The 26,673-nt window shown below is 73.7% G+C and carries 27 protein-coding genes; 3 read left to right on the top strand and 24 right to left on the bottom strand.

What is annotated here, in order from left to right:
- The first annotated feature begins 3 nt into the window (after window positions 1-3).
- On the top strand, window positions 4-1,224 hold the full coding sequence (locus DSM104329_RS07975) for an NAD(P)-binding domain-containing protein (RefSeq protein ID WP_259314874.1): 1,221 nt from the start codon (window positions 4-6) through the stop codon (window positions 1,222-1,224).
- Here DSM104329_RS07975 and DSM104329_RS07970 read toward each other — a convergent pair.
- From DSM104329_RS07970 to uvrC, 10 genes are all read right to left on the bottom strand, one after another.
- On the bottom strand, window positions 1,184-3,289 hold the full coding sequence (locus tag DSM104329_RS07970; RefSeq protein WP_259314872.1) for an alpha/beta fold hydrolase: 2,106 nt from the start codon (window positions 3,287-3,289) through the stop codon (window positions 1,184-1,186). The genes DSM104329_RS07975 and DSM104329_RS07970 overlap by 41 nt on opposite strands.
- A gap of 18 nt (window positions 3,290-3,307) precedes the next feature.
- Window positions 3,308-3,859 carry an adenylate/guanylate cyclase domain-containing protein gene (locus DSM104329_RS07965; protein WP_259314871.1) on the bottom strand — a complete coding sequence of 184 codons (552 nt, stop codon included), beginning with the start codon at window positions 3,857-3,859 and terminating at the stop codon, window positions 3,308-3,310.
- A gap of 22 nt (window positions 3,860-3,881) precedes the next feature.
- Window positions 3,882-4,184: a DUF4242 domain-containing protein gene (locus tag DSM104329_RS07960; protein ID WP_259314870.1), complete on the bottom strand. Its 303-nt coding sequence runs from the start codon at window positions 4,182-4,184 to the stop codon at window positions 3,882-3,884.
- 63 nt (window positions 4,185-4,247) lie between these two features.
- Entirely contained in the window at window positions 4,248-5,036 is a 789-nt protein-coding gene (locus tag DSM104329_RS07955) for a methyltransferase domain-containing protein (protein ID WP_259314868.1), read from the bottom strand.
- 137 nt (window positions 5,037-5,173) lie between these two features.
- A complete protein-coding gene (locus tag DSM104329_RS07950) occupies window positions 5,174-5,584 on the bottom strand; it encodes a VOC family protein (protein WP_259314867.1) in 411 nt (136 codons plus the stop codon).
- Between the two features lie 10 nt (window positions 5,585-5,594).
- A complete protein-coding gene (locus tag DSM104329_RS07945) occupies window positions 5,595-6,038 on the bottom strand; it encodes a helix-turn-helix transcriptional regulator (protein WP_259314865.1) in 444 nt (147 codons plus the stop codon).
- 54 nt (window positions 6,039-6,092) lie between these two features.
- Entirely contained in the window at window positions 6,093-8,465 is a 2,373-nt protein-coding gene (locus DSM104329_RS07940; protein WP_259314863.1) for an excinuclease ABC subunit UvrA, read from the bottom strand.
- Window positions 8,466-8,534: 69 nt separating this feature from the next.
- The gene (locus DSM104329_RS07935) at window positions 8,535-8,903 is read right to left on the bottom strand and encodes a VOC family protein (protein WP_259314862.1); all 369 of its coding nucleotides are present in this window, start codon (window positions 8,901-8,903) and stop codon (window positions 8,535-8,537) included.
- A 37-nt stretch (window positions 8,904-8,940) separates the two neighbouring features.
- A complete protein-coding gene (gene rapZ / locus DSM104329_RS07930) occupies window positions 8,941-9,864 on the bottom strand; it encodes an RNase adapter RapZ (protein WP_259314861.1) in 924 nt (307 codons plus the stop codon).
- Window positions 9,865-9,917: 53 nt separating this feature from the next.
- Window positions 9,918-11,783, bottom strand: coding sequence for an excinuclease ABC subunit UvrC (gene uvrC, locus DSM104329_RS07925; protein ID WP_259314860.1), 1,866 nt, complete (start codon window positions 11,781-11,783; stop codon window positions 9,918-9,920).
- Window positions 11,784-11,836: 53 nt separating this feature from the next.
- On the opposite strand from uvrC, the gene DSM104329_RS07920 reads away from it, so the two are divergent.
- Entirely contained in the window at window positions 11,837-13,450 is a 1,614-nt protein-coding gene (locus DSM104329_RS07920) for a RecQ family ATP-dependent DNA helicase (RefSeq protein WP_259314859.1), read from the top strand.
- Here the strand turns inward: DSM104329_RS07920 and DSM104329_RS07915 are convergent.
- Window positions 13,390-14,373, bottom strand: a complete 984-nt coding sequence (locus tag DSM104329_RS07915; protein WP_259314856.1) for an HDOD domain-containing protein — start codon at window positions 14,371-14,373, stop codon at window positions 13,390-13,392. The genes DSM104329_RS07920 and DSM104329_RS07915 overlap by 61 nt on opposite strands.
- 83 nt (window positions 14,374-14,456) lie before the next feature.
- On the opposite strand from DSM104329_RS07915, the gene DSM104329_RS07910 reads away from it, so the two are divergent.
- Window positions 14,457-16,793: a molybdopterin-dependent oxidoreductase gene (locus DSM104329_RS07910; protein ID WP_259314855.1), complete on the top strand. Its 2,337-nt coding sequence runs from the start codon at window positions 14,457-14,459 to the stop codon at window positions 16,791-16,793.
- 8 nt (window positions 16,794-16,801) lie between these two features.
- Here DSM104329_RS07910 and DSM104329_RS07905 read toward each other — a convergent pair whose 3' ends face one another.
- The 13 genes from DSM104329_RS07905 to pstS all read right to left on the bottom strand — a co-directional run bounded on the left by DSM104329_RS07905 (window position 16,802) and on the right by pstS (window position 26,568).
- Complete coding sequence (locus DSM104329_RS07905; protein WP_259314854.1) at window positions 16,802-16,936, bottom strand: hypothetical protein; 135 nt, start codon at window positions 16,934-16,936, stop codon at window positions 16,802-16,804.
- 75 nt (window positions 16,937-17,011) lie between these two features.
- Window positions 17,012-17,500, bottom strand: coding sequence for a hypothetical protein (locus DSM104329_RS07900; protein ID WP_259314853.1), 489 nt, complete (start codon window positions 17,498-17,500; stop codon window positions 17,012-17,014).
- A gap of 81 nt (window positions 17,501-17,581) precedes the next feature.
- Window positions 17,582-18,991 (bottom strand): transglycosylase SLT domain-containing protein, encoded by a 1,410-nt coding sequence (locus DSM104329_RS07895; protein ID WP_259314852.1) that lies wholly within the window; start codon window positions 18,989-18,991, stop codon window positions 17,582-17,584.
- The gene (locus DSM104329_RS07890; RefSeq protein ID WP_259314851.1) at window positions 18,988-19,749 is read right to left on the bottom strand and encodes a hypothetical protein; all 762 of its coding nucleotides are present in this window, start codon (window positions 19,747-19,749) and stop codon (window positions 18,988-18,990) included. The genes DSM104329_RS07895 and DSM104329_RS07890 overlap by 4 nt, the downstream gene beginning before the upstream one ends.
- Entirely contained in the window at window positions 19,746-20,042 is a 297-nt protein-coding gene (locus tag DSM104329_RS07885) for a hypothetical protein (protein ID WP_259314849.1), read from the bottom strand. The genes DSM104329_RS07890 and DSM104329_RS07885 overlap by 4 nt, the downstream gene beginning before the upstream one ends.
- A 101-nt stretch (window positions 20,043-20,143) precedes the next feature.
- The gene (locus DSM104329_RS07880; RefSeq protein ID WP_259314848.1) at window positions 20,144-20,485 is read right to left on the bottom strand and encodes a hypothetical protein; all 342 of its coding nucleotides are present in this window, start codon (window positions 20,483-20,485) and stop codon (window positions 20,144-20,146) included.
- Between the two features lie 59 nt (window positions 20,486-20,544).
- Window positions 20,545-20,895, bottom strand: a complete 351-nt coding sequence (locus DSM104329_RS07875) for a hypothetical protein (protein ID WP_259314847.1) — start codon at window positions 20,893-20,895, stop codon at window positions 20,545-20,547.
- Window positions 20,896-21,040: 145 nt separating this feature from the next.
- Window positions 21,041-21,883: a response regulator transcription factor gene (locus tag DSM104329_RS07870; RefSeq protein WP_259314846.1), complete on the bottom strand. Its 843-nt coding sequence runs from the start codon at window positions 21,881-21,883 to the stop codon at window positions 21,041-21,043.
- A 106-nt stretch (window positions 21,884-21,989) separates the two neighbouring features.
- On the bottom strand, window positions 21,990-22,688 hold the full coding sequence (gene phoU, locus DSM104329_RS07865) for a phosphate signaling complex protein PhoU (RefSeq protein ID WP_259314845.1): 699 nt from the start codon (window positions 22,686-22,688) through the stop codon (window positions 21,990-21,992).
- On the bottom strand, window positions 22,685-23,386 hold the full coding sequence (gene pstB, locus DSM104329_RS07860; protein ID WP_259316197.1) for a phosphate ABC transporter ATP-binding protein PstB: 702 nt from the start codon (window positions 23,384-23,386) through the stop codon (window positions 22,685-22,687). The genes phoU and pstB overlap by 4 nt, the downstream gene beginning before the upstream one ends.
- Window positions 23,387-23,559: 173 nt before the next feature.
- Complete coding sequence (pstA, locus tag DSM104329_RS07855) at window positions 23,560-24,432, bottom strand: phosphate ABC transporter permease PstA (protein ID WP_259314844.1); 873 nt, start codon at window positions 24,430-24,432, stop codon at window positions 23,560-23,562.
- A gap of 7 nt (window positions 24,433-24,439) precedes the next feature.
- Complete coding sequence (gene pstC, locus DSM104329_RS07850) at window positions 24,440-25,444, bottom strand: phosphate ABC transporter permease subunit PstC (protein WP_259314843.1); 1,005 nt, start codon at window positions 25,442-25,444, stop codon at window positions 24,440-24,442.
- Window positions 25,444-26,568: a phosphate ABC transporter substrate-binding protein PstS gene (gene pstS / locus DSM104329_RS07845; RefSeq protein ID WP_259314842.1), complete on the bottom strand. Its 1,125-nt coding sequence runs from the start codon at window positions 26,566-26,568 to the stop codon at window positions 25,444-25,446. The genes pstC and pstS overlap by 1 nt, the downstream gene beginning before the upstream one ends.
- Window positions 26,569-26,673 lie beyond the last annotated feature (105 nt).

Here is a 26,673-nt window from a genome sequence, read left to right as displayed (position 1 = left end):
GCCATGCCGCGCACGGACACGCTCATCGTCGGCGCCGGCCAGGCGGGCCTCGCCCTGAGCCGGGAGCTGACGCTCGCCGGGCGCGATCACGTGCTCGTCGAGCGCGGCCGGGTCGGCGAGCGCTGGCGCACCGGCCGCTGGGACTCGCTCACGCTGCTGACGCCGAACTGGCTCAGCCGCCTGCCCGGCGACGCGCCGATCGCCGACCCGCATGCCTTCATGACGCGCGACGAGCTCATCGCCCGGCTCGGCGCCTACGCGGCGTCCTTCGCCGCACCGGTGATCGGTCGCACGCGGGTCCACGCGGTGCGCCGCCGCGGCGGCGCGTTCCATGTCGAGACCGACGGCGGCACCTGGCGGGCCGAGGGGGTCGTCGTGGCCACGGGCGCCGCCGACCGGCTGCGGCTGCCGGAGAGCGCGGCCGCCGTGCCGCGCGGCGTGCTCTCGCTGCACGCCGCGGCGTACCGGTCGCCGGGCGCGCTGCCCGACGGCGGCGTCCTCGTCGTCGGCGCGGGACCGACCGGCCAGCAGCTCGCCCTGGAGCTGCGGCGCGCCGGCCGCGAGGTCGTCCTCGCCGCCGGCCGTCACGCGCGGATGATCCGCCGCCACCGGGGGATCGACGCGTGGACGTGGCTCGGCCGGATCGGTGAGCTCGAGCGCACGATCGACGAGGTCCGCGATCCGGCGGCCGCGCGCCGCGCGGCGAGCCTCGTACTCACGGGCGCGCGGGGCGGCGAGCGGCTCGACCTGGGCGTCCTGCGCGACGCGGGGGTGACCCTCGCGGGGCGCCTGCTGGGCTGGGCGGGATCGCGGGCGCGCTTCGCGGCCGACCTGCCCGAGTCCGCCCGCGCGGCCGATGCGCGTATGCGCCGGCTGCTCGCGCGCTTCGACGCGCAGGCCGGCTCCCCGTCGGCCTGGCCCGCCGCGCTGGATCTGGCCCCCGGGCCCGCCGAGCTCGACCTGCGCCCCGCCGGCATCGGCACGGTGCTGTGGGCGACGGGCTTCGGCCGCCGCTACGACTGGCTGCCCGACGGCGCGACCGACGCCGACGGCGAGCTCGTCCACCGCCGCGGCGTCACGCGCGTCCCCGGGCTGTACGCGCTCGGCCTGCCGTTCCAGCACCGGCGCACCTCCCACATGATCGGCGGGGTCGGCGCCGACGCCGCCCACATCGCGGCGGTGATCACGGGCGCGCGGCGGCGGGCGACGGCGATCGCCGCCTGACGAGCTCGTCGAGGAACGTCTCGATCTCCGCGGTGAGCGGGTCGGTGTCGCCGAGCCACGGGAAGTGGTCGTCGCCGTCGAGCTCGACGAGCACGGCGTCCGGGATGCCGCCCGCCACCTGGCGGGCGCCCTCGACCGAGATCATCCGGTCTCCGCGGCGATGGACGACGAGGGTCGGCGCGCGGACCGAGGGCAGCAGCGGCCGCAGGTCGATGTCACGCATCGCCTCGACGGTGGCCCGGCCCATCGACGGGCTCGCGCCGGCGCGCTGGAAGCGGCCGAACAGCTCGCGGCTCAGCGGGTCGCCGGCGCAGCTCGGCGCGAAGATCCGCAGCAGCGCGCCGGTGCCCCAGTGCTCGTAGAGGCGGTCGGCCAGCCGCTCGGCGACCTCGGGCTGCCAGCCGGCCGGGTGGTCCGCGTCGCGGTAGAAGCACGCGGCCGTGCCGTAGAGCACGAGCGCCTCGACCGCCCCCGGGTGCTCGGCCGCGAAGAGGATGCTCATCGGGCCGCCCTCGGACACGCCGAAGAGCACGGCGCGCTCGCTGCCCGCGGTGGCCATCACGGCGGCCAGGTCCTCCATGCGCTCGTCCAGGCCCGGCGCCCGGCCGGCCGGATCCGACAGGCCGTTGCCGCGCTTGTCCCACAGGATCAGCCGGCCGCGGGCAGCCAGGCGCTGGAACAGCCGGCGCGCGGCCGGCATCTCCCAGCCGTGCTCGACGTTCGAGACGAAGCCCGGGACCAGCACGATGTCCGGCGGCCCCTCCCCCAGCACCTGGTAGGCGATGCGCGCACCGTCGGACGACACCGCGTAGCGGGTCGTGGGGACGGCGGAGCGCTCGGCGGGCTCGATGCGCACCGCGGCCGCCAGCCGCTGATCCTCCAGCGCCGCGGCGACCCGCTCGAGATGCGACGAGCCCTCCGACGGCCGCCAGCCGGCGATCACGAGCAGGCGGTGGCCCGGCGCCGTCGCGGCGAGCTCCTCGACCAGGCGCACGGTCGCCTCGTCGGCGGCGTGGAGGTCGTCGAGCAGCAGCGCGCAGCCGCGCTCCTCGGCGGCGCACGCGAGCAGCTCGCCGATCGCCGGGGCGCCGGGGACCGCGGCGCCGCGGAAGTCCGCGACCGCGGCCGCCGACAGGTGCGCGAGGAGGTCGGGACGCTCGGCGAGCAGGGCGGCGACGGCCTGCACGACGGCGCCCAGCGCCCCGCGGTGGGCGATCGCGGTGCCGCGCAGCGTGTGCCAGCGCCGGCCCGCCGCGGCCGCGAGCACCGTCTCGGCGATTCGCGTCTTGCCGCTGCCGGACTCGCCGCACAGCAGCAGCACGCCGCCACGGCCGGCGTCGGCCACGTCGAGGCGGTCCAGCGCGACCGCCAGAGTCGGCGCGCGCCCGAACATCGGCTCGGGCGGCGCGACCGGCGCCGTCACCGCCGGGCCGCGCGACACGTCGCGATACAGCTTCAGCGACTCGGCCGACGGCTGGGCGCCGAGACGGGCGAGCTCCTCGCGCAGCGCGCGGAAGCGCCGCACCGCCGCGGCACGATCCCCGCAGGCGGCGGCCTGGCGCATGAGCGCGCGGTGTGCCTCCTCGTCCGCCGGGTCCTCGGCGAGAAGCGCCTCCCACGCCCCGGCCGCGCGCAGGCGGTCCGCATGCAGGGCGCGAAGGCGCTCGCGCGCCTCGCGGGTCCACTCCTCGTAGAGGTCTCCGGGCAGCAGTTCGCCGCCGTAGGGCGCGGCGGCATCCGCCTCGAAGCGCTCGGCGTCGGTCGTCACGGCGGCGTCGGGCGCGAGCGCCACGGTGCCGCCGCCGACCACGACGGCGTCGCGGTCGCCCATCGCGCGGCGGGCGTAGTGCGCGGCCTTGTGCAGCGCGGCGGCCGCGGCCTCAGGGGCGAGGTGCGGCCAGAGCGCGTCGAGCACGCGCTCACGGGTCAGCCGGTGCCCGGGCGCGAGCGCGAGCAGCTTGACGAGGTCGCTCGCGCGCCGCTGAGGCCAGTCGCGCGGCGCGACCGCCGCGCCGTCGACCGTCACGGCGAACGCGCCGAGCAGAAGGACGTCGACGCAGTCCACGACGTCAGCCCGCCCGGTTCACGCCGCCTCCGACAACGTCCCGACGGGCGCGATCGTGCCGGCCAGCGCCCGCAGCGCGAGCATCCGCCAGCGGCCGGGGACGCCGCGCAGCACGCGCTCGCCGCGATCGGCGAGGTCGTGGCCGGCACCGATCAGCAGGTCCGCGACGGTGCCGGTCATGAGAACCTCGCCCGGAGCGGCGAGCTCCGCGACCCGGGCGCCGACGTGGACCGCGAGGCCGCGGACGTCGCCGGTGACGAGGTCGCACTCGCCGCTGTGGACGCCCGACCGGATCCCGAGGCCGAGCTCGTCGAGCGCCCGCGTGCTGATCGACTCCGCGGCCGCGAGCGCGGGTGACGGAGCGCCGAACGTGGCCAGCGCCCCGTCGCCCAGGAGCTTGATGACGTTGCCGCCGTGGCCCCTCACCTCCTCGCGGATCAGCTCGTCGTGCGCGTTGAGCACGTCGAGCCAGCGGCGGTCGCCGAGCAGAGCCGCGTGCTCCGTGGAGCCGGCGATGTCGGTGAACAGCAGCGTGGTGAGCACGCGCAGGCGGTGGCGTTCCTGGCTCATGGCGGCACCGGCAGCTGGACCGCTACGAGGCGGCGGTGCCCGCGGTCTCCGGGTCGGGGCGCACGACGACCGTGTCGGCGACCGGGGTGATCTCGTCGGCCGGCATGTCGGTGCGGGCCGCGTGGTCGCGGATCGCCTCCGGGCTGGCGGCCTCATAGATGCAGACCGTGCCGAGGGTGCCGTCGTCCTCGTTGACGACGTAGGACCGGATCCACCGCACCTGGTCCGGGGTCTTGTCGCCCTCGCGGGCCGAGCGCTCCGCCGTGGCCTGGAGCTCGGCGGGGGTCTTCCAGGCGTTGCGACGGCGGATGGCGTAGAGCTGCATGGTGGTGGTGCTCCTTGTGGGGTGGTTGGAAAGGGAGGACGCCGGGCGACTCCGATGCCTTCCCTACTTCGGCTTCGTCGCCCGGATCGAGACGCTCACGACGCCGTACGTGTCGGCGGCGTCGAGCGCTCGCTGGGAGACGAAGCGGTACTGGTGGTTCACGCGGACCTCGTCGACGGTGAGGCCGGCGACGCGGATGCCGTCGAGGTAGCGCTCCAGCGGCACGGCGCCCGCGATGCACGCCGCCCACAACTGGGTGTTGGCCCGCGTCCGCGCCTTGAGCTCGCGCGCGCTGACGATGTCGGCCAGCGCCAGGCGCCCGCCCGGACGCAGCGCCCGGGCGGCGGCGGCGAACGCGCGCGCCTTATCGGGCACCAGGTTCAACACCCCGTTGGAGATCACCGCATCGGCGCTGCCGGCCTCGACCGGCGGCTCCTCGACGTAGCCCTTGACGAACACGACGTGGTCGATCCCGGCGAGGTCGCGCTGTGTGCGCGCCTTGCCGAGCTGATGCTCGGTCATGTCCACGCCCGTCACGCCCCCGCCGGGGCCCACGAGGTGCGCGGCCACGAACGCGTCCGTGCCCGAGCCGCTGCCCAGGTCCACGACATGGTCGCCGGGCGCCAGCTCGGCCAGATCGATCATGTGCCCGACCCCGGCGAACGACGCCAGCGCCTGCGCCGGCACCGCGTCCAGCCATGGCGCCGGATAGCCCAGCCGCTCGGCCAGGCCGCGGCCCATCTCGAAGTGAAAGTCGCCGGCCGGATCGCGGGCGACCTCGCGGTACATCGCGCGGATCTCGCGACGGACCTGCTCCAGCTCGACAACGGGCGCTTCGGTGGCAACGGTCATCGGATCTCCTTGGTGAGGTGTGCGATGTCGCTGCGCACCCTCTCGGGACCGCCTTCCCGAGACCTTCCCATGCGCCGGGCGCCGCCACAAGGGCGCTTCCTGCCCTCCCCGGGTGGGCGGCGCGACCGGCGGGCGGCTCAGCCGAGCTGGTTGATGCGGATCAGGTTGCCCGCCGGATCGCGGAAGGCGCAGTCGCGGACGCCGTAGGGCTGCTCGGTCGGCTCCTGGACGACCTCGGCGCCGTTGGCCTGCAGGTGCTCGAAGGCGGCGTCGAGGTCCTCGGTGGCCAGGATGAGGTGGGCGTAGGTGCCCTTGGCCATCATCTCGGCGATGGTGCGGCGCTCGTCGTCGGTGATGCCGGGGTCGGCGGCCGGCGGCGTGAGGACGATGGAGGTGCCGGGCTGCGCGGGGGCGCCGACGGTGATCCAGCGCATCCCGTCGTACCCCACGTCGTTGCGGACCTCGAAGCCGAGGTTGTCGCGGTAGAAGGCCAGCGACGCCTCGGGGTCGTCGTGGGGCAGGAAGGTTGAGTGAATGGTGATGTCCATGGCGGCCACACTACGTCCGGCTCGGCGCCGGAGCTTCTCGATTCCTGACCGGTCTCGTCACCTGCTTGGCGACGCACGGCGGCATCCCCGCGGTCGCGCGCGCGGCGTCGCGCCGGTAGGCGCTCGGCGGCATGCCGACCAGCTCGGTGAACCGGCTGCTGAAGGTGCCCAGCGACGAGCAGCCGACCTCGAAGCAGACCTCGGTGACGCTGAGATCGCCGCGCCGCAGCAGCGCCATCGCGCGCTCGATGCGCCGCGTCATGACGTAGCTGTACGGCGACTCGCCGTAGGCGAGCCGGAACTCGCGGCTGAAGTGCCCGGCCGACATGTGCGCATCGCGGGCGAGCGCCTCGACGTCCAGCGGCTGCGCGTACTCGCGGTCGATCCGGTCGCGGACGCGGCGCAGCCGCTCCAGGTCGCGCAGGCGCTGCGCCGAGGCGGGTCGACCGGTCACGACGAGATCGTACGTCGCGCCGCCGCCGCCGTGGTCCGGCCGGCGGGGCTCCGGTCAGGCCCCGACGTAGGCCGCGAGGTGCTCGCCCGTGAGGGTGCTATGGGCGGCGACCATCTCGGCGGGAGTGCCCTCGAAGACGATCCGGCCGCCGTCGTGCCCGGCACCGGGGCCGAGGTCGACGATCCAGTCGGCGCGCGCCATCACCGCCTGGTGGTGCGCGATGACGATCACCGACTTGCCGGAGTCGACGAGCCCGCCGAGCAGGCCGAGCAGCTGCTCGACGTCCGCGAGGTGCAGTCCGGTGGTCGGCTCGTCGAGGACGTAGAGGTCGCTCTTCTCGGCCATGCTGGTGGCCAGCTTGAGCCGCTGGCGCTCGCCGCCGGACAGCGTGGTCAGCGGCTGCCCGAGCCGCAGGTAGCCGAGCCCGACCTCGGCCATCCGCTGCAGGATCTTGTGGGCCGCCGGCGTGCGCGCCTCGCCGGCGCCGAAGAACTCGCCGGCCTCGTCCACCGACATCGCGAGGACCTCGCTGATGTCCCTGCCGCCGAACCGGTACTCGAGGACCTCCGCCTGGAACCGCTTGCCCTCGCACTCCTCGCAGACCGTGGCGACGCCCGCCATCATCGCCAGGTCGGTGTAGATGACGCCCGCGCCGTTGCAGTTCGGGCAGGCGCCCTCGGAGTTGGAGCTGAACAGCCCCGGCTTCACGCCGTTGGCCTTGGCGAACGCCTTGCGGATCGGGTCCAGCAGCCCGGTGTAGGTCGCCGGGTTGCTGCGCCGCGAGCCCTTGATCGGGGTCTGATCCACGGCCACCACCCCCGGGCGGCCGGAGATCGAGCCGTGGATCAGCGAGCTCTTGCCGGAGCCCGCGACCCCGGTGACGACGACCAGCACGCCGAGCGGGATGTCGACATCGACGTCCTGCAGGTTGTGCCGGTTCGCGCCGCGGATCTCGAGGACTCCCGTCGGCTTCCGGGTCGATCCCTTCAGGGAGGCCCGGTCGTCGAGATGGCGGCCGGTGAGGGTGCCGCCGGCCCGCAGCCCGTCGACCGTGCCCTCGAACACCACTTGGCCGCCCTCGGTGCCGGCGCGCGGGCCGAGGTCGACGACGTGCTCGGCGATCGCGATCGTCTCGGGCTTGTGCTCCACGACCAGCACGGTGTTGCCCTTGTCGCGCAGCCGTAGCAGCAGGTCGTTCATCCGCTGGATGTCGTGGGGGTGCAGCCCGATCGTCGGCTCGTCGAAGACGTACGTGACGTCGGTGAGCGACGAGCCGAGGTGGCGGATCATCTTGACGCGCTGCGCCTCGCCGCCCGACAGCGTGCCCGAGGGGCGGTCGAGGCTGAGGTAGCCGAGGCCGATCTCGACGAACGAGTCGAGCGTCTGCTGCAGCGCGGCCAGCAGCGGCGCGACCGACGGTTCGTCCAGACCGCGCACCCACCCGGCGAGATCGCGGATCTCCATCGCGCAGGCGTCGGCGATGCTGATCCCGTCGATCTTCGACGATCGCGCCGCCTCGCTGAGCCGCGTGCCGCCGCAGTCGGGGCAGGCGGTGAACGTCACCGCGCGCTCCACGAACGCGCGGATGTGCGGCTGCAGGGCGTCGACGTCCTTGGAAAGCATCGAGCTCTGGATCTTCGGGATCAGGCCCTCGTACGTCAGGTTGATGCCGTCGACCTTGATCTTGGTCGGCTCCTTGTGAAGCAGGTCGTGAAGCTCGGCCTTCTTGTACCTGCGGATCGGCTTGTCCGGGTCGAAGAAGCCGCAGCCCCGGAAGATGCGCCCGTACCAGCCGTCCATGCTGTAGCCGGGGATCGTGAGCGCGCCCTCGTTGAGGGACTTGCCGTCGTCGTACAGCGCGGACAGGTCGAAGTCGGTGACCGAGCCCCGGCCCTCGCAGCGCGGACACATGCCGCCGGTACGGGAGAAGGTGCGCTTCACGGTCTTGCCGGCGCCGCGTTCGACCGTGAACGCCCCGCTCGCCCGGACCGAGGCGACGTTGAAGGAGAACGCGTTGGGCGAGCCGATGTGCGGCTGCCCGAGCCGGCTGAAGAGGATGCGCAGCATCGCGTTGGCGTCGGTGGCGGTGCCGACCGTGGAGCGCGCGTCGGAGCCCATCCGCTGCTGGTCGACGAGGATCGCGGTCGTCAGCCCTTCGAGGACGTCGACCTCGGGCCGCGCGAGCGTCGGCATGAAGCCCTGCACGAACGCGCTGTAGGTCTCGTTGATCAGCCGCTGCGACTCCGCGGCGATCGTGCCGAAGACCAGCGAGCTCTTGCCCGAGCCGGAGACGCCGGTGAACACCGTCAGCCGGCGCTTGGGGATCTCGACGCTGACGTCCTTGAGGTTGTTCACGCGCGCGCCGTGCACGCGGATGAGATCGTGGTTGTCGGCGACGTTCGGCCCGGGCGCCTGCGTGATCTCCATGGCGGGCACTCTAGGAGGGCCTCCCGGAGGGCGCTTCTCGATTCCTGATCGGCCTGGCGCCGCCTCCGCTCAGCCGTCCGCCCCGGCGACGAGCTCGACGCGCAGGCCGTCGGGGTCGAGCAGGTAGGCCGCGTAGGTGCGCGGCCCGTACTGCGGCCGCGGGCCGGGCGGGCCGTCGCTGCGTCCGCCCGCGGCCACCCCGGCGCCGAACGCCGCGTCCACGGCCGCGCGGCCGCTCGCCCGCAGCGCGACGTGGCCGTAGCCGGGCGCGGGCGGGCGCGCGCGGTTGACGATCCAGAACGCCGGCTCCATCACGCCGTAGGCGATCGCCGCGGGCGCCTCGTGCAGCCGCCGGACGCCGAGGGCGAAGAACACTGCGTCGTAGAAGCGGGCGGAGCGCTCGAGATCGGAGACCTCGAACCCGATGTGCGCGATCACCGAGCCGGATCCGCGGCGGACGCCGCGCGGCGGCCGTTCACTTCGGCGACCGGTCCACGTCGCGGTGGGTGACCTCGATCCAAACGTCGTCGTGGTCGCGGTAGCGCCGGCCGAGGTGCTCGGTGATCGCCACCGAGCGATGGCGCCCGCCCGTGCAGCCGATCGCCACCATCAGGTGCGCCTTGCCCTCGGCGACGTACTGCGGGATGAGGAAGTCCAGCAGCGGCTCGAGCAGGGCGTAGAACGCCTCGAGCTTCCCCTCCCGGCCGACGTAGTCCACGATCCGGTCGTCGTGGCCGGTCAGCGGGCGCAGCTCCGGCACGTAGTGCGGGTTCGGCAGGAAGCGCACGTCGAACACGAGGTCGGCGTCGCGCGCCGGACCGTGCTTGAAGCCGAAGCTGCCGAACGTGACCGCCATGCGCGAGGTCGCCTGGCGCGGCAGGAACTCGTCGGCGATCCGCCGGCGCAGCATCGCGCCGGTCAGGCCGGTCGTGTCGATCACGACGTCGGCCTGGTCGCGCAGCCCGGCGAGCAGCGCGCGCTCGTCCGCGATACCCGTGGCCACGCTGCCCTCCGGCGACAGCGGATGGCGGCGGCGCGTCTCCTTGTAGCGCGTCATGAGCGTCTGCTCGTCGGCATCGAGGAAGAGGACCCGGTGGCTGAGGCCGAGCGCCTGCAGGTCCTCGAGCACCGCGAGCAGCGTCTCGAAGTACGCACCCCCGCGGACGTCGGAGACCACCGCCGCGCGCTCGACCTTGGAGCCCTCGTGGACGAACAGCTCCATGAGCCCGCGGATCATCTCCGGCGGCAGGTTGTCGACGCAGAAGTAGCCGGCGTCCTCGAAGACCTGCATCGCCGTCGACTTCCCGGCACCGGAGAAGCCGGTGATGACGACGAGATCCTCGACATGCGAGCCCGCGAACGGGCGGGCACTCCGTTCGCCTGCGTGCGTCGTGGCCATGGCCGCATTGTGGCGGGTGGCGCAGATGACGCCTCCACCACCGCGCAGGACGTTCACACCCCGGTCTTGTGCAGCGAGCCCCAGAGCTCGCGCGCGATCTTCCCCGGAAGCCCGGGCACCGCCTCGAGCTCCTCGCGCGAAGCGGCCAGGAACGCCTCGGGGGAGCCGAAGTGATTGAGGATCGCGCGCTTGCGCGCCGGCCCGACGCCGGGCAGCTCGTCGAGCACCGAGGCGGTCATCGCGCGGTCGCGCCGGCCGCGGTGATGGGTGATCGCGAAGCGGTGCGCCTCGTCGCGCACGCGCTGCAGCAGCTGGAGCTCCGGCGTGTCGTGGCCGAGGAGCAGCGGCTGCGGGATCCCGGGCCGGAACACCTCCTCGATCCGCTTGGCCAGCGAGATGACCGCCACGCCGCGCTCGCGGAAGCCCTGCAGCACGCGCAGCCCGGCCGCGAGCTGCCCGGGGCCGCCGTCGATCACGATGAGGTTCGGCAGGGCCGCGAACGAGGCGTCGAACTCCGGGTCGTGCGGCGAGAGGTCGGCCTGGCGCTCCCAGCGGGCGAGGCGCCGGCCCAGCACCTCGGCCATCGCGGCGAAGTCGTCGGGGACGCCCTCCTCGTTGCCGCGGATGCGGAAGCGGCGGTAGTCGCTCTTCTTCGGCGCCCCGCCTTCGAAGACCACCATCGAGGCGACCTGGTGGGTGCCCATGAGGTTGGAGATGTCGTAGCACTCGACGCGCAGCGGCAGGGCGTCGAGGTTCAGCGCGGCCTGCAGGCCGTCGAGCGCCTCGACGCGCTGCTGACGGCGGCGCTCGGACTTCAGCTTCTCCTGATCGAGCGCCAGCTTCGCGTTGCGCTCGGCGAGGTCGAGGATCCGGCGCTTGTCGCCGCGCTCGGGCACGCGCAGCTCGACCCGGCCGCCGCGGCGCTCGGCGAGCGCGTCGCCGAGACTCGGGTCGACCGGCACCTGGACGAGCAGCTGCGCCGGGATCGACATCGCCTCGGCGTAGTACTGCAGGAGGAACTCCTCGACGACGTCGGCCAGTTCGGCCTCGCCCTCGTTGGCGAGGTAGAACGACTGGCGGTCGGAGAGGACGCCGTCGCGGACCTGGAAGACCTGTGCGTTGGCGTCGGTGCCGTGGACGGCGACGGCGATCGCGTCGAGGGTGCCGACCGCCTCGTTCGCCACCCGCTGGCGTTCCAGCAGCGAGCGCACGGCGTTCAGGCGGTTGCGCTCGAGCGCGGCCTGCTCGTACTCCTGCGCGGCCGCCGCCTGCTGCATCCGGTCCTCGAGATCGCGCTCGATCTCGCGGTAGCGGCCCGACAGGAACGCGATCACGCCGTCGACCGCCTCCATGTAGCCCTCGCGGGTGACGTAGCCGACACACGGCGCCCCGCAGCGCTTGATGTAGTAGTCGAGGCACGGCGAACCGGAGCGGCGCCCCGGCTCCGGGCCCTGGCAGGACCGGAACTGGAACACCTTGCCGAGCAGGTCGAGCGTGCCGCGGACGCGCTTGGCGTTCGAGTAGGGCCCGAAGTAGAGGCGGTTGCGGCGATGGCGCTCGCGCGTGAAGTAGACGCGCGGGAACTCCTCCTCCATCGAGATCGCGATGAACGGGTAGGACTTGTCGTCGCGCAGCCGGATGTTGAAGCGCGGCTGGTACTGCTTGATGAAGTTCTGCTCGACGAGAAGCGCCTCGGACTCGCTGGAGACGAGCAGGTACTCGACGGTGTCGATCGACGTCGTCATCTCGTACGCGCCACGTGTCACCGGGTTGGAGAAGTGGCTGGCGACCCGCTTGCGCAGCGACTTCGCCTTGCCGACGTAGATGACCTTGCCCTTGTCGTCATGGAACAGGTAGACGCCCGGACCGTCGGGCAGGTGGCGGCGCTGATCGTGGACGCGGGCGGTCGTGCTGGCCATCTGTGCTTCCGAGGCTAGTTTGGTCGCGGAGGGGTCCGGATAACGTGCGCCGGGTGAGCGATCGCATCGACGAGGTGGCCCGGCGGCGGTTCGGGTTCGAGCGGCTGCGGCCGGGCCAGCGCGAGGCGATCGAGTCGGTCCTGGCCGGGCGCGACACCGTGGCGATCATGTCCACCGGCTCCGGCAAGACCGCGATCTACCAGATCGCGGGCCAGCTCATCGACGGTGCCACGGTGGTCGTCTCGCCGCTGATCGCGCTGCAGCGCGACCAAGTGGAGGGCGAGGACGACGCCGCGCTGCTGAACTCGACGCTCTCCGGAACCGCGCGCGAGGAGGTCTTCGAGGAGGCGGCCGACGGCGGGCTCGAGTACGTCCTGCTCGCACCGGAGCAGCTCGCCAACGAGGAGGTGCTCGAGCGCCTGCGCGAGGCCGAGCCGTCGCTGTTCGTCGTCGACGAGGCGCACTGCGTGTCCGAGTGGGGCCACGACTTCCGCCCCGACTACCTCGAGCTCGCCGACGTCGTCGAGCGCCTCGGCCGGCCGACGGTGCTCGCGCTGACCGCGACGGCGTCGCCCCCGGTGCGCGCGGACATCGTCGACGTGCTGCGGCTGCGCGACCCGGAGATGGTGATCCGCGGCTTCGACCGGCCGAACATCTGGCTGGGGGTCGAGCACTTCCGCGACGGCGAGCACAAGCGCCGGGCGCTGCTGGACGCGGTCGTGCAGGCACCGCCGCCGGGGATCGTCTACGTGGCGACGAAGCGGGCCTGCGAGGAGGTCGCGTCGCAGCTGCGCGAGCGCGGCGTGCGGGCGGACGCCTACCACGGCGGGCTGGGCTCGCGCCGGCGCGACGAGGTCCAGGCGGCGTTCATGCACGACGCCGGCGTCGACGTCGTCGTGGCGACCATCGCGTTCGGCATGGGCGTCGACAAGGCGAACGTCCGCTGGGTGTTCCATCACGACGTGAGCGCGTCGGTCGACGCCTACTACCAGGAGCTCGGGCGATCGGGCCGCGACGGTGCGCCCGCCCGCGCGGTCCTGTTCTACCGCCCGGAGGACCTCGGGCTGCGGCGGTTCTTCGCGGGCGGCACCGTCGACCGGGCGGCGCTCGAGCGGGTGGCGAAGGTGCTCGCCGTGGCCGCGCGGCCGATCGACCCCGCGGACATGCTGACGGAGCTCGACCTCTCCAAGACGAAGCTCGCGACGGCGGTGCACCGGCTCGAGGAGGCGGGCTTCGTCGACGTGCAGGAGGACGGCTGCGTGCGCGCGGTCGGCCGCGAGGACGGGCTCGACGAGGCGGTCGAGGCGGCGGCGCACGCCGAGGAGGACCGGCATGCGTTCGACCGGTCGCGCGTGGAGATGATGCGCGCGTACGCCGAGCGGCGGGAGTGCCGGCGGGCGTTCGTGCTCGGCTACTTCGGCGAGGCGTTCGAGCCGCCGTGCGGGAACTGCGACGTCTGCGACGCGGGGCTCGGCGCCGAGGAGGAGGCCAGCGAGGATGCGGCCGGGTTCGTCGTCGGCGCGCGGGTCGCACACCCGGAGTGGGACGAGGGGACGGTCGCCCGCGTCGACGGCGACCAGATCACGGTCGTGTTCGACTCGGTGGGCTACAAGACCCTCGACGCCGCGCTCGTGGCCGATCGCGGGCTGCTCGAGGTGCTGGGCTGAGCGCCCGGCCGGCCGGACGCCGCGACCCCGGGCCGCGCGCGGTCGGCGGGCCGCGGCGGTGCCGCGACGGCGGGGTCCGCGAGCAGCTCGTCGAGGAGGGCGGCGGGCGCGCGACAGCGCTCGAGCGCCGCCCACAGCACCGCGTGGTCGGGCTCGCCGCCGGACGCGAGGTGCGGGACCTGGACGGCGAGCTGGACGACGGCGATCTCCGTGGTCGGCGAGGCCGTGCCGGTCGCGCCGCCGTGGTGCAGGGCGATCGCCTCGGGCACCCCCTCGTCGAGGTTCCAACGCTCGGCGAGCATCGCGCCGGCCACGGCGTGGTCGACGCCCAGCCGGGTGCGCTGCGCGCGGGCCCGGTCGGTGGGGTTCGGGTGCTCGAGGGCGAGGGCGGCGCAGGTGGACGGCGTGAAGGCGAGTGCCAGGACGAGCTCGCCGGCGTCGTGCAGGAGCGCGGCGAGGTGCGGGACGGCCGGCGGGGTCCCGGTGCGCGCGGCGATGGTGACCGCGGCGGCGGCCGCGACGGAGGCGTTGTGGCGCAGGCGCGCGCGGGCCGCCCCGGCGGCCGGCGTCTCGGCGAGGAAGCGGTGGACGGCGACCTCGAGCGCGAGGCGGTGCAGCGCCGGGCGGCCGGTGCCCAGGACGGCCTGCCGGATCGTCCGCACCCGCAGGGGCGGCGGACGGCCGGGGTCGTCGAGGCGGTCGATGAGGCGGCGGGCGAACGCGGGATCGCCCTCCAGCACGGCGACGAGGTCCGCCGAGGCGGCGTCGGGGTCCTCGACCGCGGCCACGATCCGCGCGACCGTGGCGTCGAGCACCGGCAGCAGGGCCAGCTCGTCGACCGCGGCGGCGAGACGGTCCTCGATCTCGGGATCGACGGCGTCGCGCCACCGCACGCCATCCATTGCGCGCAGATGTGCCTCCATGGCTCTCGAGTGGTTCGGTCGGCGCGAGCCGGTCTTGAGGCGGCCTCGTGCGCCTGGACGGATGGAGGAGTAGGCTCGCCCGCGTGGCGCAGACGGCGTTCCGGACGTGCCCGTTGTGCGAGGCGACCTGCGGGCTCGAGCTGACGCTCGACGAGCAGGGCACCGGCGTCTCGCGCGTCCGCGGCGACGCCGACGACGTGTTCTCGCACGGCTTCCTGTGCCCGAAGGGCGTGGCGCTGAAGGAGCTGCACGAGGACCCGGACCGGCTGCGCGCGCCGCAGCGCCGCCTCGCGGACGGATCGTTCGAGGCATGCTCGTGGGACGAGGCGTTCGCGCTGGTCGAAGCGGGGCTGCGCGACGTCGTCTCCGCGGGCGGGCGCAACGCGGTGGCGCTGTACCTCGGCAACCCGAACGCGCACAACCTGTCGTCGCTGCTCTACGCCAAGCCGCTCGTCAAGGCGCTGGGCACGCGCAACGTCTTCACCGCGAGCACCGTCGATCAATACCCCAAGCAGCTCGCCTCCGGGTTGATGTTCGGGACGGCCACGACGGTCGCGGTTCCGGACCTCGACCGGGCGCAGCACGTGATGATCCTCGGCGCCGATCCGGTCTCGTCCAACGGCTCGCTCATGACGGCGCCCGACGTACGCGGGCGGCTGCAGGCGGTGCGGTCGCGCGGCGGACGGGTCGTCGTGGTGGACCCGCGGCGGTCGCGCACCGCGCAGAGCGTGGCCGATGAGCACGTCTTCATCCGGCCTGGGACGGATGCGCTGCTGCTGATGGGGATGGTCGCGCAGCTGTTCTCGGAGGGGCTCGTGCGGATCGGCCGCCTCGAGCGCCTGTGCGCGGGCGTCGACGAGGTCCGGGCGCTGGCCGCGCCGTTCACCCCGGAGCGCGTGGCCCGGCCGACGGGCGTGCCCGCGGAGGTCGTGCGGCGGCTGGCACACGACCTCGCGGCGGCGGACCGCGGCGTCGTCTACGGCCGGATGGGCACGACGACGCAGGCGTTCGGCACGGTCGCGTCGTGGCTCGTCGACGTGCTCAACACGCTGACCGGCAACCTCGACCGGGCGGGCGGCGCGATGTTCCCACTCCCGGCGACGGGCGGGCCCAACAGCCGCGGCGAGCCGGGCCGGGGCCGCGGCGTCCGCTTCGGGCGCTGGACGAGCCGGGTGCGCGGGCTGCCCGAGGTGCTCGGCGAGATGCCCGCGGCGTGCCTGGCCGAGGAGATCGACACGCCGGGCGACGACCAGGTCCGGGCGCTCATCACGCTCGCCGGCAACCCCGCGGTCTCGACGCCGAACGCGGGCCGACTGTCGCGTGCGCTTGCGGCGCTGGATCTCATGGTGTGCCTGGACGTCTACGTCACCGAGACGTCCCGGCACGCCGACGTGATCCTGCCCGCGCCGTCCCCGCTGGAGCGCTCGCACTACGACCTCGCGCTGTACGGCTTCGCCGTGCGCAACGTCGCGAACTACTCGCCGCCCGTGCTGCCCGTGCCGGAGGGGACGCAGGACGAGTGGCGCACGCTGCTGCGGCTGACGGCGATCGCGGCCGGCCACGGGCGCATGGACGTCGACCGGCTCGACGACCTGTTCGCGCTCGACATGCTGCGCCGCGAGGCGGAGACCCCGGGCTCGCCGGTGTCGCGGCGCAAGCCGGAGAAGCTGCTGGCCGAGCTGGCTCCGCGACGCGGGCCGGAGCGGCTGCTCGACGTGATGCTGCGCTGCGGACCGTACGGCGACGGGTTCGGCGCACGGCCGGATGGGCTGTCGCTCGCGGTGCTCGAGTCCAACCCGCACGGCGTCGACCTCGGCCCGCTGCAGCCGCGGCTGCCGGCGGCGCTGCGCACGCCGAGCGGCATGATCGAGCTCGCGCCGCCGGAGATCGTGGCGGACGTGCCGCGGCTGGCGGACGCGCTCGACGCGGCGAGAGAGCCGAGCGCGATGCTGCTCGTCGGCCGGCGCCAGCTGCGCTCGAACAACTCGTGGATGCACAACCTGCCGCTGCTGGTCCGCGGACCGGCGCGGTGCACGATGCAGGTGCATCCGTCCGACGCCGCTCGGCTCGGGCTGGTCGACGGCGGCGTCGCGACCGTGCGGTCGCGGGTCGGCAGCATCGCGCTGCCGGTCGAGGTCACGGACGGGATCATGCCCGGCGTGGTGTCGATCCCCCACGGCTGGGGGCACGCCGTCGACGGCGTGGGCTGGTCGGTCGCGGCCGAGCACGCGGGCGCGAACTCGAACGTCCTGTCGGACGAGCTGCTGCTCGACGCGGTGTCGGGCAACGCGGTGCTCAACGGGATCCCGGTCGAGGTGCTGGCTGCCGAGAGCGGAGCCGACGGCGGCGGCGCGAGCCGGGCCGGCCGAAGCGAGGGTGTGGGCGTGGGCGCCGGGGTCCCGGCGCAACCCGCGGGCTGACCCGCCCGTCAGTCGCGCCGGCGCAGGCGCGGCAGGAACCCGTCGCGCCGCAGCTGGTAGAGCGGCAGCCCGATCGCGGCGATCGCGACGGCGATGGTCGCGTACGTCTGGACGGCTCCGGCCATCATGGCTGCGCTTGCCATGGGTGGACTCTACCCAGAGATGGCGCTGCGCGATGCAGGTCCCGCGGCTTGCCTCGGTCGCCCGCCGCCGCACGCTCAGCGCAGGATCTCGACCAGCAGCACCCAGCCGTTGATCACGCCGGCGACGATCGCGCCGACGATCCCGGAGAACAGCCAGTCGAGGCCCGCGTCGGAGCCGCTGACGAGCAGGATCCCGGCGACGATGTACGGCAGCGTGCCGACCGCTGCGAGGCCGAGTGCCGACGCCATGTGCGACTCCTCGTCCTCGCGAGGTCGCGACTTCAGCAGCAACCAGATCACGATGGCGCTGAGCACGCAGCCGCCGATGAGGATCTCCCAGCCGAGGGTCTCGTCGCTCTGGTCGGGATGCAGGCCGAACAGCGACGCGACGACGGCGCCCAGGAGCAGCAGCACCGTCACGAGCCCGCGCTCCGGCAGCCCACGGAACGCCAGGATGCGCTCGACGTTGATCGAGACCGCCACGAACACGAGCCCCGCGAGCGCCGCGGCAGCGCCCGCGCTGGCGACGTACACGTCCGTCCATTCGGCGACCGGAGCGACCACGGCGAGACCATAGCCGCGGGTTCGGCGGACCTGCCCGCAGACCGCGGGCAGGGTGGGCGCCGGGGCTCGGGTCGGCCTGGTTCATCGCACCAGCCGGATCTCGAGCCCGCCGAACCCCGACGCGTCGCCGGCGCCGCCCATGAGGCCGAGGATCGCGGCGACGTAGGCCGTCGTCTCGGGGATCGGCGGCACGCAGCCGCACGCCGCGACCCGCTGCGGGCCGGCGTTGTAGGCGGCCAGCGCCAGCGGCACGGAGCCGAACTGCCGCAGCAGGTCGCGCATGAGCCGCGCCTGCGCGTCGATCGAGGCCTCCGCGTCGAAGGAGTCGTGCAGGCCGTAGCCGGCCGCGGTGCCCGGCATGAACTGCGCGATCCCGCGCGCTCCGGCCGGCGAGACCGCGAACGGGTTGAACCCGGACTCCTGTTGGATCTGCGCGGCCAGCAGCGTCGCCGAGACGTTGTAGCGCTGCGCGGCCCGCGTGAGCGCCGGCGCGTACCGCTCGGGCACGAACGACGGCAGGCTCGAGCCGGCCTCGCCGTCACCGCCGCTGTCGCGGCGCCGAGCCAGCGCCTTCGAGCTCGCCGGGTTGAGGACGTAGCCGTAGTGCCACGGCTCCCACGAGTACCGCTGGACGAAGTGGAAGCGGCCGGCGTTGGCCGCGAGCCATGCGTATGCGCTCTCGGGGCCCAGGTCGAGCTCGGTGGCGAGCCGGTGCAGCGACGTGCCCGGCGGCGCGACCCACTTCGGATCCGGGTGCTGGGCGAACAGGACCGCCTGCTCGGCGTTCGTGCGAAACCCGGAGACGACCATCAACTGGACGCCGTCCGCGGCGGCGGCCGCCGTCATGCGGTCGAAGGCGCGGGCGACGTCAGGCCGCATCGGCTTGCCCTGGCGCATCGCGAGCGGGCCGTCGTACTCGTCGCCCCATGCGGCCGAGGCGGTGGAGGCCACCGGTACGAGCGTGGCGTCGGCGGTGGCGCGCACGTCGATCGACCGGTGCGCGCCGGCTGCGGTGACCGAGACCCGCTCGCCGACCGCGACGCGGACCAGCGCGGGAGCGACGGGGTCGGCGCCGGGGAAGCTCACGTCGACCGCCTCGGCCCCGTTGGCGCGTGCGGTCCGCTCGCCGCTGCGACGGGCCTCGGCGAGGTAGGCATCGCGCTCGAGGTGCCGCGGGTTCGGCGCCCCGTCGATGACCGCGGGCTCGAACAGCCGCGCGTAGAGGCCGTGCATGGTCCTCGCCGCCGCGAGCGCGCCGAGGTCCGCCGCCCGCTGCTGCCGGCCGTGCGCCCCGATCCCGCCCGCCAGCAGTCCGAGCACCGCCGCGCCGAACAGCACGGCGCAGAGGATGCCGACGAGCAGGACGGCCGCCTGGCCGGCGTCGCCGCCGAGGCGTGCCGGGCGCGCGGGGCAGGCTCGGCTGGTCGCCGCGTCGGAGTGCTCTGCGCGGCTGGGCGTGGTCCGGCGCACAGGCCGGGGCATGGCGATCATCCCGGGGCCTCCAGCGCGGCGCGGACCGGCCCGGCGCCGCCCCACGGCGTCACGCCCGCCACGGCGAAGGTCAGAGCGAGGCGGGACGGCGCACGCTCCAGGCGGTGCGCCGGTGCGCCGATCCCCGTGAGGCGCTCCGCGGCGAGCTCGAGGACCGTCGCGTCGCCGCCGTGCAGGAGGACCGCGTCGCGGGTCGCGAGGACGCCGTCCCAGGCGTCGCCGCGCGGCGCGGCCAGGACGACCACGCTGACCGCGCCGGCCGCAGCGGCGGCGCTCTCCGCGCGGTGCAGCGCGTCGATCGCCTCGTCCTCGTCGTCGGGCAGCCGCAGCTCGACCAGCCGGCCGGCCGCTCGAACCGCGAAGCCGCGGTCCGTCAGCGACGCGGCGAGGCGGCGGGCGGTGCGCGACACCGGGGCGGCGGCGCCGCCCGGCGATCCGGCGACGCCCCAGCACGCGACCAGCGCCGCGCCTGCGCCGCCGCTCAGCGCGGCCGCCGCGCCCAGGGCGCGGGCCGCCGGCCCCGGCGCGAGGACGGCGAAGGCGCACGGTTCGGGCACCCGGGCCGCGGCATGCCTCCGGCCGCGCCGGGCAGGGGCCGGCGCCGCGTCTCCCGCCACCGGCGCCACCGGCGGCACCCACGGTCGCGCCTCGGCCCCGCTCTCCAGCGCACCCACCGCCGGATCCACGCCGTCGAGCCCGCCGACCGGCGACGCCGGCCGGACGAACGCCGACACCAGGCGCGACCAGGCCGCGCTCACGACGTCGGTCCCGCATGCGCCGACGCGTGCGCGGTCAGGCGGTCGGCCAGCCCCGGGAACGGCGACGGCGGCTCGACCGCGACGGAGACCCGCCGGCCGGCGACGTCGACGGCGACGCGGTCGCGCGCCCAGCCCGGAACCGCGTCGCGCGCGGCATCGGCGGGGTCGCCACCCTGCAGGATCGCCAACGCTCCGGCCTCGGCGGCATGGTCGGCCGCCTCGTGCGCCACCCCCGCCGCCAGCAGCTGGGCCGCGCCGAGCGCGACCGCGAGCAGGACGGGCAGCAGCCCCACGATCTCGACGGTCGATTGGCCTCGCGCGCCCGCGAGGCGCCGAAGCGATCGCCTCGCTCCCACCCAGGCCCCCACCGCGCCCCATCCCCGGCCCACCCGCATCAGCCCGTCTGCGACGCGAAGTGCGCCTTCGCGGTGACCGCGGTCAGCTCGATCCCGCCGACGACGGCCGGAATAGCGACGCGGACCGTCACCGATCCACCCCCGTCGCCCTTCGCCCGGACCCCGGCGGCCAGCGCGCCCGGCAGCACCCGCCGCGCGGCGGCGCGCGGGTCGTCGCCCAGCGCGTCCGCGCGCGCGGCGGCGCGAGCGGCGGCGCCCGACAGCCACACGGCCTGGCCCGCGACCACCGCCTGCCAGCACAGCAGTCCGAGCAGAACCACCAGCGGCAGCACCGCCACGAGCTCCACCGATGCCTGGCCGCGTTCACCGGATGGGTCCATGGCAGGACCCTCGCCGGGACGCCTGTCACAGCGCTACACGAGTTCGTTACGAAAGTGCGTCAGTACTCGCGCGAGTGCCGGAACACCTGCAGCAGCGCGAAGAGCGACGCCGCCAGCAGCACGATCCACAGGATCGTCCCGCCGCCGCTGTCGAACAGCTTGGGCGTGGCCGCCATGTCGAGCACGATCACGCCGACGGCGCCGTAGAGCAGCAGCCGCCACCAGTCGCCGAGCGCGTACAGGTCCGAGCGCCGCTCGATGTAGAACCGCGCGCCCAGGAGCCCGATCCCCACCGTGACGACCACGAAGAGCGCGGCGCCGAAGAGGTTCGCCGCCGTGTTCCCGCCCGGCAGCGCCCACACGCCGAGCGCGAGGAGCGCCACGATCCCGAAGTTGCGGACGTGCTTCACGGCGTCACACGATACGCGCCCGCGCCGCGCCCGTGGGCCGCACCGCCGGAGCGCCCGGCCGCGCCGCGCGCGTGGGCCGGAGCGCGCGGCCGCGCCGCGCGCGTGGGCCGCACCGCAGGAGCGCCCGGCCCCCGCCGGCCCCGCGTCAGAGCGCCGGCTGCTCGTCGACCGCGAGCGCCTCGACCGCCACAGCGGCCTCCGCCGCCGCCGCGGCCTCCCGCACGACCGCCTCCGCAGCCGGCGTCACGACCTCCACGCCCTCCATCGGCTCCGGCGCGAACCGGTATCCGATGCCGAAGTGCGTGTGGATGTAGCGCCACTCGGGCGAGGCCTTCTCGAGCTTCTGACGCAGCTTGCGCACGAAGACGTCCACCGAGCGGTCGCCGCGGGCCATCGCGTAGCCCCAGACCCGCTGGTAGATCTCCTCGCGCTCGAGCACCCGGCCCTGGGCGCTCGCCAGGAGGTCGATCAGCTCGAACTCGCGGCGTGTCAGGTCCACCGAGCACTCGGCGACGAACGCCTGGAACTGGTCGGCGCGGATCTCGATCTCGCCGGCGTGCACCGGCTCGGCGTCCACGCGCGCCTCCGCCCGGCGCCGGCGACGGACCACCGACTCCACCCGGGCGATGACCTCCTCCGGATGGCAGGGCTTCGTCACCCAGTCGTCGGCGCCGAACCGCAGGCCGCGGACGCGCTGGGCGACCGTCGACTGGCCGGTGCACACGACGACGCCGAGGCCGGGCAGCGTCGCGCACGTGCGCTCGAGCCATTCCCACGCCTGCGGGCCGAGGATCGCCAGGTCGACGACGACCGCGCTCAGCCGCATCGCGACGAGCGCATCGGGCGAGACGGCGCTGGCGAGCACGCGGTGCTCCCAGCCGAGACGGTCCAGACGCTTGCCCAGGACCTGCAGGAAGCCGGTGTCCCGATCGATCACCGCCAGGCGCAGCGGTGCGCCGGGCCCCCCGTCATGCATCACTTCGACCATGGCGCAAGCTTAGTCCTCAGCCCACCCGGCAACCGACCGGAAGGCCCGAAGAGTCACAGGATCTTCACACCGCGTCGCGCAGCGCCGCCGCCGACTGCGGCAATCCTCACGTGCCGTTGAGCTGCGAGGCATCCGAGAACTCCCGGAACAGCCCCGTCACGACGAACGCCGTCTGCTCGCCGATGTCCACGGCGTTGTCGCCGATGCGCTCCAGCGCGCGCGCCACGAGCACCATGTGCATCGCCCACTCGCGCGTGTCCGGGTCGTCGCCGATCGCGATCGCCACCTGGAAGATCTCGCGGTTCAGGCGGTTGATCTCGCGGTCCTGGCGCACGAGGTCGCGGGCCAGCTCGACGTCGCGGGTCGCGAACGCCGTCTTGCACTGGAGCGCCTCGGACCGCGCGAACTGGCCCATCCGGACGATCCGGTCGATCACCTCGGCCCGAACCGGGGGCTCGTGGCCGGCGAGCGGCACGAGCTTGGCGATGTTCACGCACTGGTCGCCCATCCGCTCGACATGCTTGATGACGTGCAGCAGCGCCGCCAGCACCCGCAGGTCGCCCGCGACCGGCGCCTGCAGCGCCATCAGCGACAGGATCCCCTGGTTGACCTCGAGGTAGCGCCCGTCGAGCCGGTCGTCGTCGGCGATGACGAAGCTCGCCAGCTCGACGTCCTGGTGTGCCGCCGACTCCATGGCCCGGTCGAGCTGCTGCACGACCATGTCGATGCCGCCCAGCGCCTGGGCTTCCAGCTCGACGAGCGCCTCGCGGAAGTGCATCCGCGTATCGCCCGCCGCGCCGCTCATCCGAACTTCCCGGTCACGTACTCCTCCGTGCGCGAGTCGCCGGGGTTCGTGAAGATCTTCTCCGTCGGGCCCACCTCGACCAGCTCACCGTCGAGCATGAACGCGGTCTGGTCCGCCACGCGCGCGGCCTGCTGCATGTTGTGGGTCACGATCACGATGGTCACGCGGTACTTGAGCTCCTCGACGAGCTGCTCGATCTTCAGGGTCGAGATCGGGTCGAGCGCCGAGGCCGGCTCGTCCATGAGTATGACCGCCGGCTCGACCGCGAGCGCCCGCGCGATGCACAGCCGCTGCTGCTGACCGCCCGACAGCCCGATGCCCGGCTCGCGCAACCGGTCCTTGACCTCCTCCCACAGACCGGCCCCGTGCAGCGCGCTCTCGACCTGGTCGTGGTGCACCTTGCGCGCTGTGAGCCGCAGGCCGGACGCGACGTTGTCGTAGATGGACATCGTCGGGAACGGGTTCGGCTTCTGGAAGACCATGCCGATCGCCCGGCGCACGGCCACCACGTCGACCTTGGGGTCGTAGACGTCGATGGCGTCGAGCATGACCTCGCCCTCGGCCCGCGCGCCCGGGATCTCCTCGTGCATGCGGTTGATGCAGCGCACCACCGTCGACTTGCCCGATCCGGACGGGCCGATCAGAGCCGTCGCCTTGTTCGCCGGGAACGTGAGCGAGAGGTCCTTGATCGAGTGCATCGCGCCGTACCAGGCGTTCAGGCTTCGCAGCTCGATCGCGTGAGCCTCGCGCTCGATCGCCCGGGCCGGGGCCTCATGGGTCGCGGCCGCCGCCAGGGAGGGCGCCACGGGGCGCGACGGCCGGCTCGGTTCGGTCGTTGGTTCGTCGGTCACCGGAGTGGGGATGTCGGGGTTCATGACAGACGGCTCCTTCTCTGCACGAGGCGGGCGATGACGGTGAGGATCAGGACCATCGCCACGAGCGTCAGCGCGGCGCCCCATGCGATCTCCACGAGACGGTCCTGCGCCTGCCCGACGTCCTGGAAGATCAGGGCGGGCAGCGAGTTCATGCGGTCGTTCATGTTGAACGTCGTCGCGTTGACGATGGTCGCCGTGAACAGCAGGGGCGCCGTCTCCCCCGCCGCACGGGCGACGGCGAGCAGCACGCCGGTGACCATGCCCGGCAGCGCGGTCGGCAGGACGATCCGGAAGACGACCTTCCAGCGTGGCGCGCCGAGCGCGTAGGCCGCCTCGCGCAGCGTGTTCGGCACGAGCATCAGGACGACCTCCGCCGAGCGCGTGACGACCGGAAGCATCAGCAGCGCCAGGGCGATCGAGCCCTTCCAGCCGGCGAACGACGTGCCGCCGAACCCGCCCACGACGAGCGTGATGTAGACGAACAGGCCGAAGACGACCGACGGCACGCCGGTCATCACGTCGATGAAGTACCGGACGGCGAGCGCGAGCTTGGACTCGCGGCCGAACTCGACGAGCCACACCGCGACGCCCACGCCGATCGGCACCGCCACCGCGGCGGCCAGCGCCACCATCAGGACCGTGCCGATGATCGCGCTCTTGATGCCGCCGGGGTCGCCGAGGAACGAGCCGGTCGGGTCGGTCGTGAAGAAGTCCCAGCTCCAGGCGCCGAGCCCCTCCTTGATCAGGTAGTAGAGGATCAGGACGAGCGGCACGAGCGCGGCCACGGTGCCGGCGCCGACGAGCACGCGGGCGGCCTTGTCGGCGCGCCGGCGGCGGCCGCTGACGGGCGGGAGGACGAGCGAGCTCACCGCCATCTCAACCGGCCATCCCGGCCGCCGGCTTGCGCGCCGCCCGCTGCCCGCGCTCGGCCCGCGTCACGAGCCACCGCGCGCCGGCGTTGACGAACAGCGTCAGCAGGAACAGGACGAGTCCGGCCGCGATGAGCGCCGCGCGGTGCACGGGATCGGAGGCCGCCTCGCCGAACTCGTTGGCGATCACGGCCGCCAGCGAGTAGCCCTGGGAGAAGATCGTGTCGCCGATGACCGGCGCGTTGCCGATGACGATCGTCACGGCGATGGTCTCGCCGATCGCCCGGCCGAGGCCGAGCATGGCCCCGCCGGTGATCCCGCCGCGCGAGTACGGCAGCACGGCCATGCGGATCATCTCCCAGCGCGTCGCGCCGAGCGCGAGCGCCGCCTCCTTGTTCTCGCTGGGCACGGTCGCCATGACCTCGCGCGAGATCGCCGAGACGATCGGGATGATCATGATCGCCAGGATCAGCCCGGCGATGAAGTAGTTGGGGCCGGACACGGTCCCGCCGACGAACGGCAGGAACGAGAAGGTGTCGGAGAACCACTGCTCGGCCGGGCGGAGCTTCGGGATGAGGAAGAAGAAGCCCCACAGGCCGTAGACGACCGACGGCACCGCAGCGAGCATCTCGACGAGGACCGTCAGCGGCCCCTTCACGCGGGCCGGGCAGAGCTCGGTGATGAACAGCGCGGTGGCGACCGCGATCGGCACGCCGATCACCAGCGCGATGGCCGACGTGATGAGCGTGCCGACGACGAGCGGCAGCGCTCCGTAGAGGTTCTTGGACGGCACCCAGGCGTTGTCGAAGACGAAGCCGAAGAACCCCGTCTCCGCGAAGACTGGGCGCGACTCGTCGATGAGCCGCAGGAAGAAGTAGGCGATGAGGACGATGACCCCGATCGACAGGATCGTCAGTCCCCACTTCAGGAGCTGGTCGGGAAGCCGACCCCCCCGCGGCCGCTGCAGAGAGCTGCCGCGGGGGGTCTCGACGGTGCCGGGGGCGGAGGCCATCAGGAGGTCGCGATCGCGCTCCCGTTGCACTGCAGGCCGTCCACCTGCTGCTGCGCGGACTTCTTGATCGGGTCGGGGAGCGGCGCGTACTCGAGCTCCGGCGCGACCTGCTGGCCGTCGCCGAGCGCGTAGTCCAGCCACGCCTTGACGCGAGCCGCGTTGTCCTTGCTCATGCCGGCCTTGCACATGTCCTGGTAGACCAGGAGGAACGTGACGGCGGTGATCGGGTAGGTCGTCGCGCCCGGGGCGTTGATCGTGGTGAAGCGCAGGTCGGCCGGCGGCGACGCGCCCTGACCGGCGGCCGAGGTTGCCTCCAGGGTGGGCTCGACGAACTGGCCGTCCTTGTTCTTGATCGCGGCGGTGCTGAAGTTGTTCTGCAGGGCGTAGGCCTGCTCGACGTACCCCACCGACCCCTCGGTCTGCTTCACGCAGCCCGCGACGCCGTCGTTGCCCTTCGCGCCGGTGCCGGTCGGCCACTGCACCGACTTGTCAACGCCGGGGCCGCTCTCCCACTCGGGCGAGTAGTCCGCAAGGAACTGGGTGAAGTTCTTCGTGGTGCCCGACTCGTCGGAGCGGTGGCAGACGGTGATCGCGGTGTCCGGCAGGTCGACCCCGTCGTTGAGGCCGGCGATCGCCGGGTCGTTCCACTTCTTGACCTTGCCGAGGAAGATGTTGGCGACCGTCGCGCCGTCGAGCTTGAGGCCCTTGTCGACCCCCGGCACGTTGTAGGCGACGGTGACGGCGCCGAGCACCGTCGGGACGTGGACCGGCTCGCCCTTCTTCTTGGCGGCGGTCTCCTCCTCGTCGGTCATCGGCGCGTCGGTCGCGCCGAAGTCGACGGTCCCCTCGGTGAACTGGGCGATGCCACCGCCCGAGCCGATGCCCTGGTAGTTGACCGTGGTCCCGGCCGACTTCTTGAAGCGGTTGGCCCACTCGCTGTAGACGGGCTGCGGGAACGTGGCGCCCGCGCCGTTGATGGTGCCGCCGAGCTCGGTGCTCGCTGCGGTGCTGCCGCTCGAACCGGTGCTGGCCGAGGTGCTGGAGTTGCTGTCGCTGCCGCACGCGGCGACGCCGAGCGCCACCGCACCGGTGCACGCGACGGCGAGAAGCTTGCGATGCCTCACGGGGTTCCTTTCCTGGTCATTCCCATTGAGGCCCGAGGCTCGCAACGCACGAGCGCAAGCCTGTTATCGGGCTGTCACCGAGTTGTGAAAAGCCGGTGAAGGCGA

The organism is Capillimicrobium parvum (assembly GCF_021172045.1).
GTDB classification, from domain to species: domain Bacteria; phylum Actinomycetota; class Thermoleophilia; order Solirubrobacterales; family Solirubrobacteraceae; genus Capillimicrobium; species Capillimicrobium parvum.
Note: the sequence above shows the minus strand (reverse complement) of the source record. Positions and strands in the feature narration are given on the sequence as shown.

Bases quoted from the DNA above. Each gene is read 5' to 3' on its own strand.
- DSM104329_RS07955 (WP_259314868.1), bottom strand. From the start codon at position 5,036: ATGACCGTTGCCACCGAAGCGCCCGTTGTCGAGCTGGAGCAGGTCCGT.
- DSM104329_RS07870 (WP_259314846.1), bottom strand. From the start codon at position 21,883: ATGGTCGAAGTGATGCATGACGGGGGGCCCGGCGCACCGCTGCGCCTG.
- DSM104329_RS07880 (WP_259314848.1), bottom strand. From the start codon at position 20,485: ATGGACCCATCCGGTGAACGCGGCCAGGCATCGGTGGAGCTCGTGGCG.
- pstC (WP_259314843.1), bottom strand. From the start codon at position 25,444: ATGGCCTCCGCCCCCGGCACCGTCGAGACCCCCCGCGGCAGCTCTCTG.
- uvrC (WP_259314860.1), bottom strand. From the start codon at position 11,783: ATGGCCAGCACGACCGCCCGCGTCCACGATCAGCGCCGCCACCTGCCC.
- DSM104329_RS07905 (WP_259314854.1), bottom strand. From the start codon at position 16,936: ATGGCAAGCGCAGCCATGATGGCCGGAGCCGTCCAGACGTACGCGACC.
- phoU (WP_259314845.1), bottom strand. From the start codon at position 22,688: ATGAGCGGCGCGGCGGGCGATACGCGGATGCACTTCCGCGAGGCGCTC.
- rapZ (WP_259314861.1), bottom strand. From the start codon at position 9,864: ATGGCCACGACGCACGCAGGCGAACGGAGTGCCCGCCCGTTCGCGGGC.
- DSM104329_RS07915 (WP_259314856.1), bottom strand. From the start codon at position 14,373: ATGGAGGCACATCTGCGCGCAATGGATGGCGTGCGGTGGCGCGACGCC.
- pstB (WP_259316197.1), bottom strand. From the start codon at position 23,386: ATGCACTCGATCAAGGACCTCTCGCTCACGTTCCCGGCGAACAAGGCG.
- DSM104329_RS07960 (WP_259314870.1), bottom strand. From the start codon at position 4,184: ATGCAGCTCTACGCCATCCGCCGTCGCAACGCCTGGAAGACCCCCGCC.
- DSM104329_RS07895 (WP_259314852.1), bottom strand. From the start codon at position 18,991: ATGATCGCCATGCCCCGGCCTGTGCGCCGGACCACGCCCAGCCGCGCA.
- DSM104329_RS07950 (WP_259314867.1), bottom strand. From the start codon at position 5,584: ATGGACATCACCATTCACTCAACCTTCCTGCCCCACGACGACCCCGAG.
- DSM104329_RS07975 (WP_259314874.1), top strand. From the start codon at position 4: ATGCCGCGCACGGACACGCTCATCGTCGGCGCCGGCCAGGCGGGCCTC.
- DSM104329_RS07940 (WP_259314863.1), bottom strand. From the start codon at position 8,465: ATGGAGATCACGCAGGCGCCCGGGCCGAACGTCGCCGACAACCACGAT.
- DSM104329_RS07965 (WP_259314871.1), bottom strand. From the start codon at position 3,859: ATGAGCCAGGAACGCCACCGCCTGCGCGTGCTCACCACGCTGCTGTTC.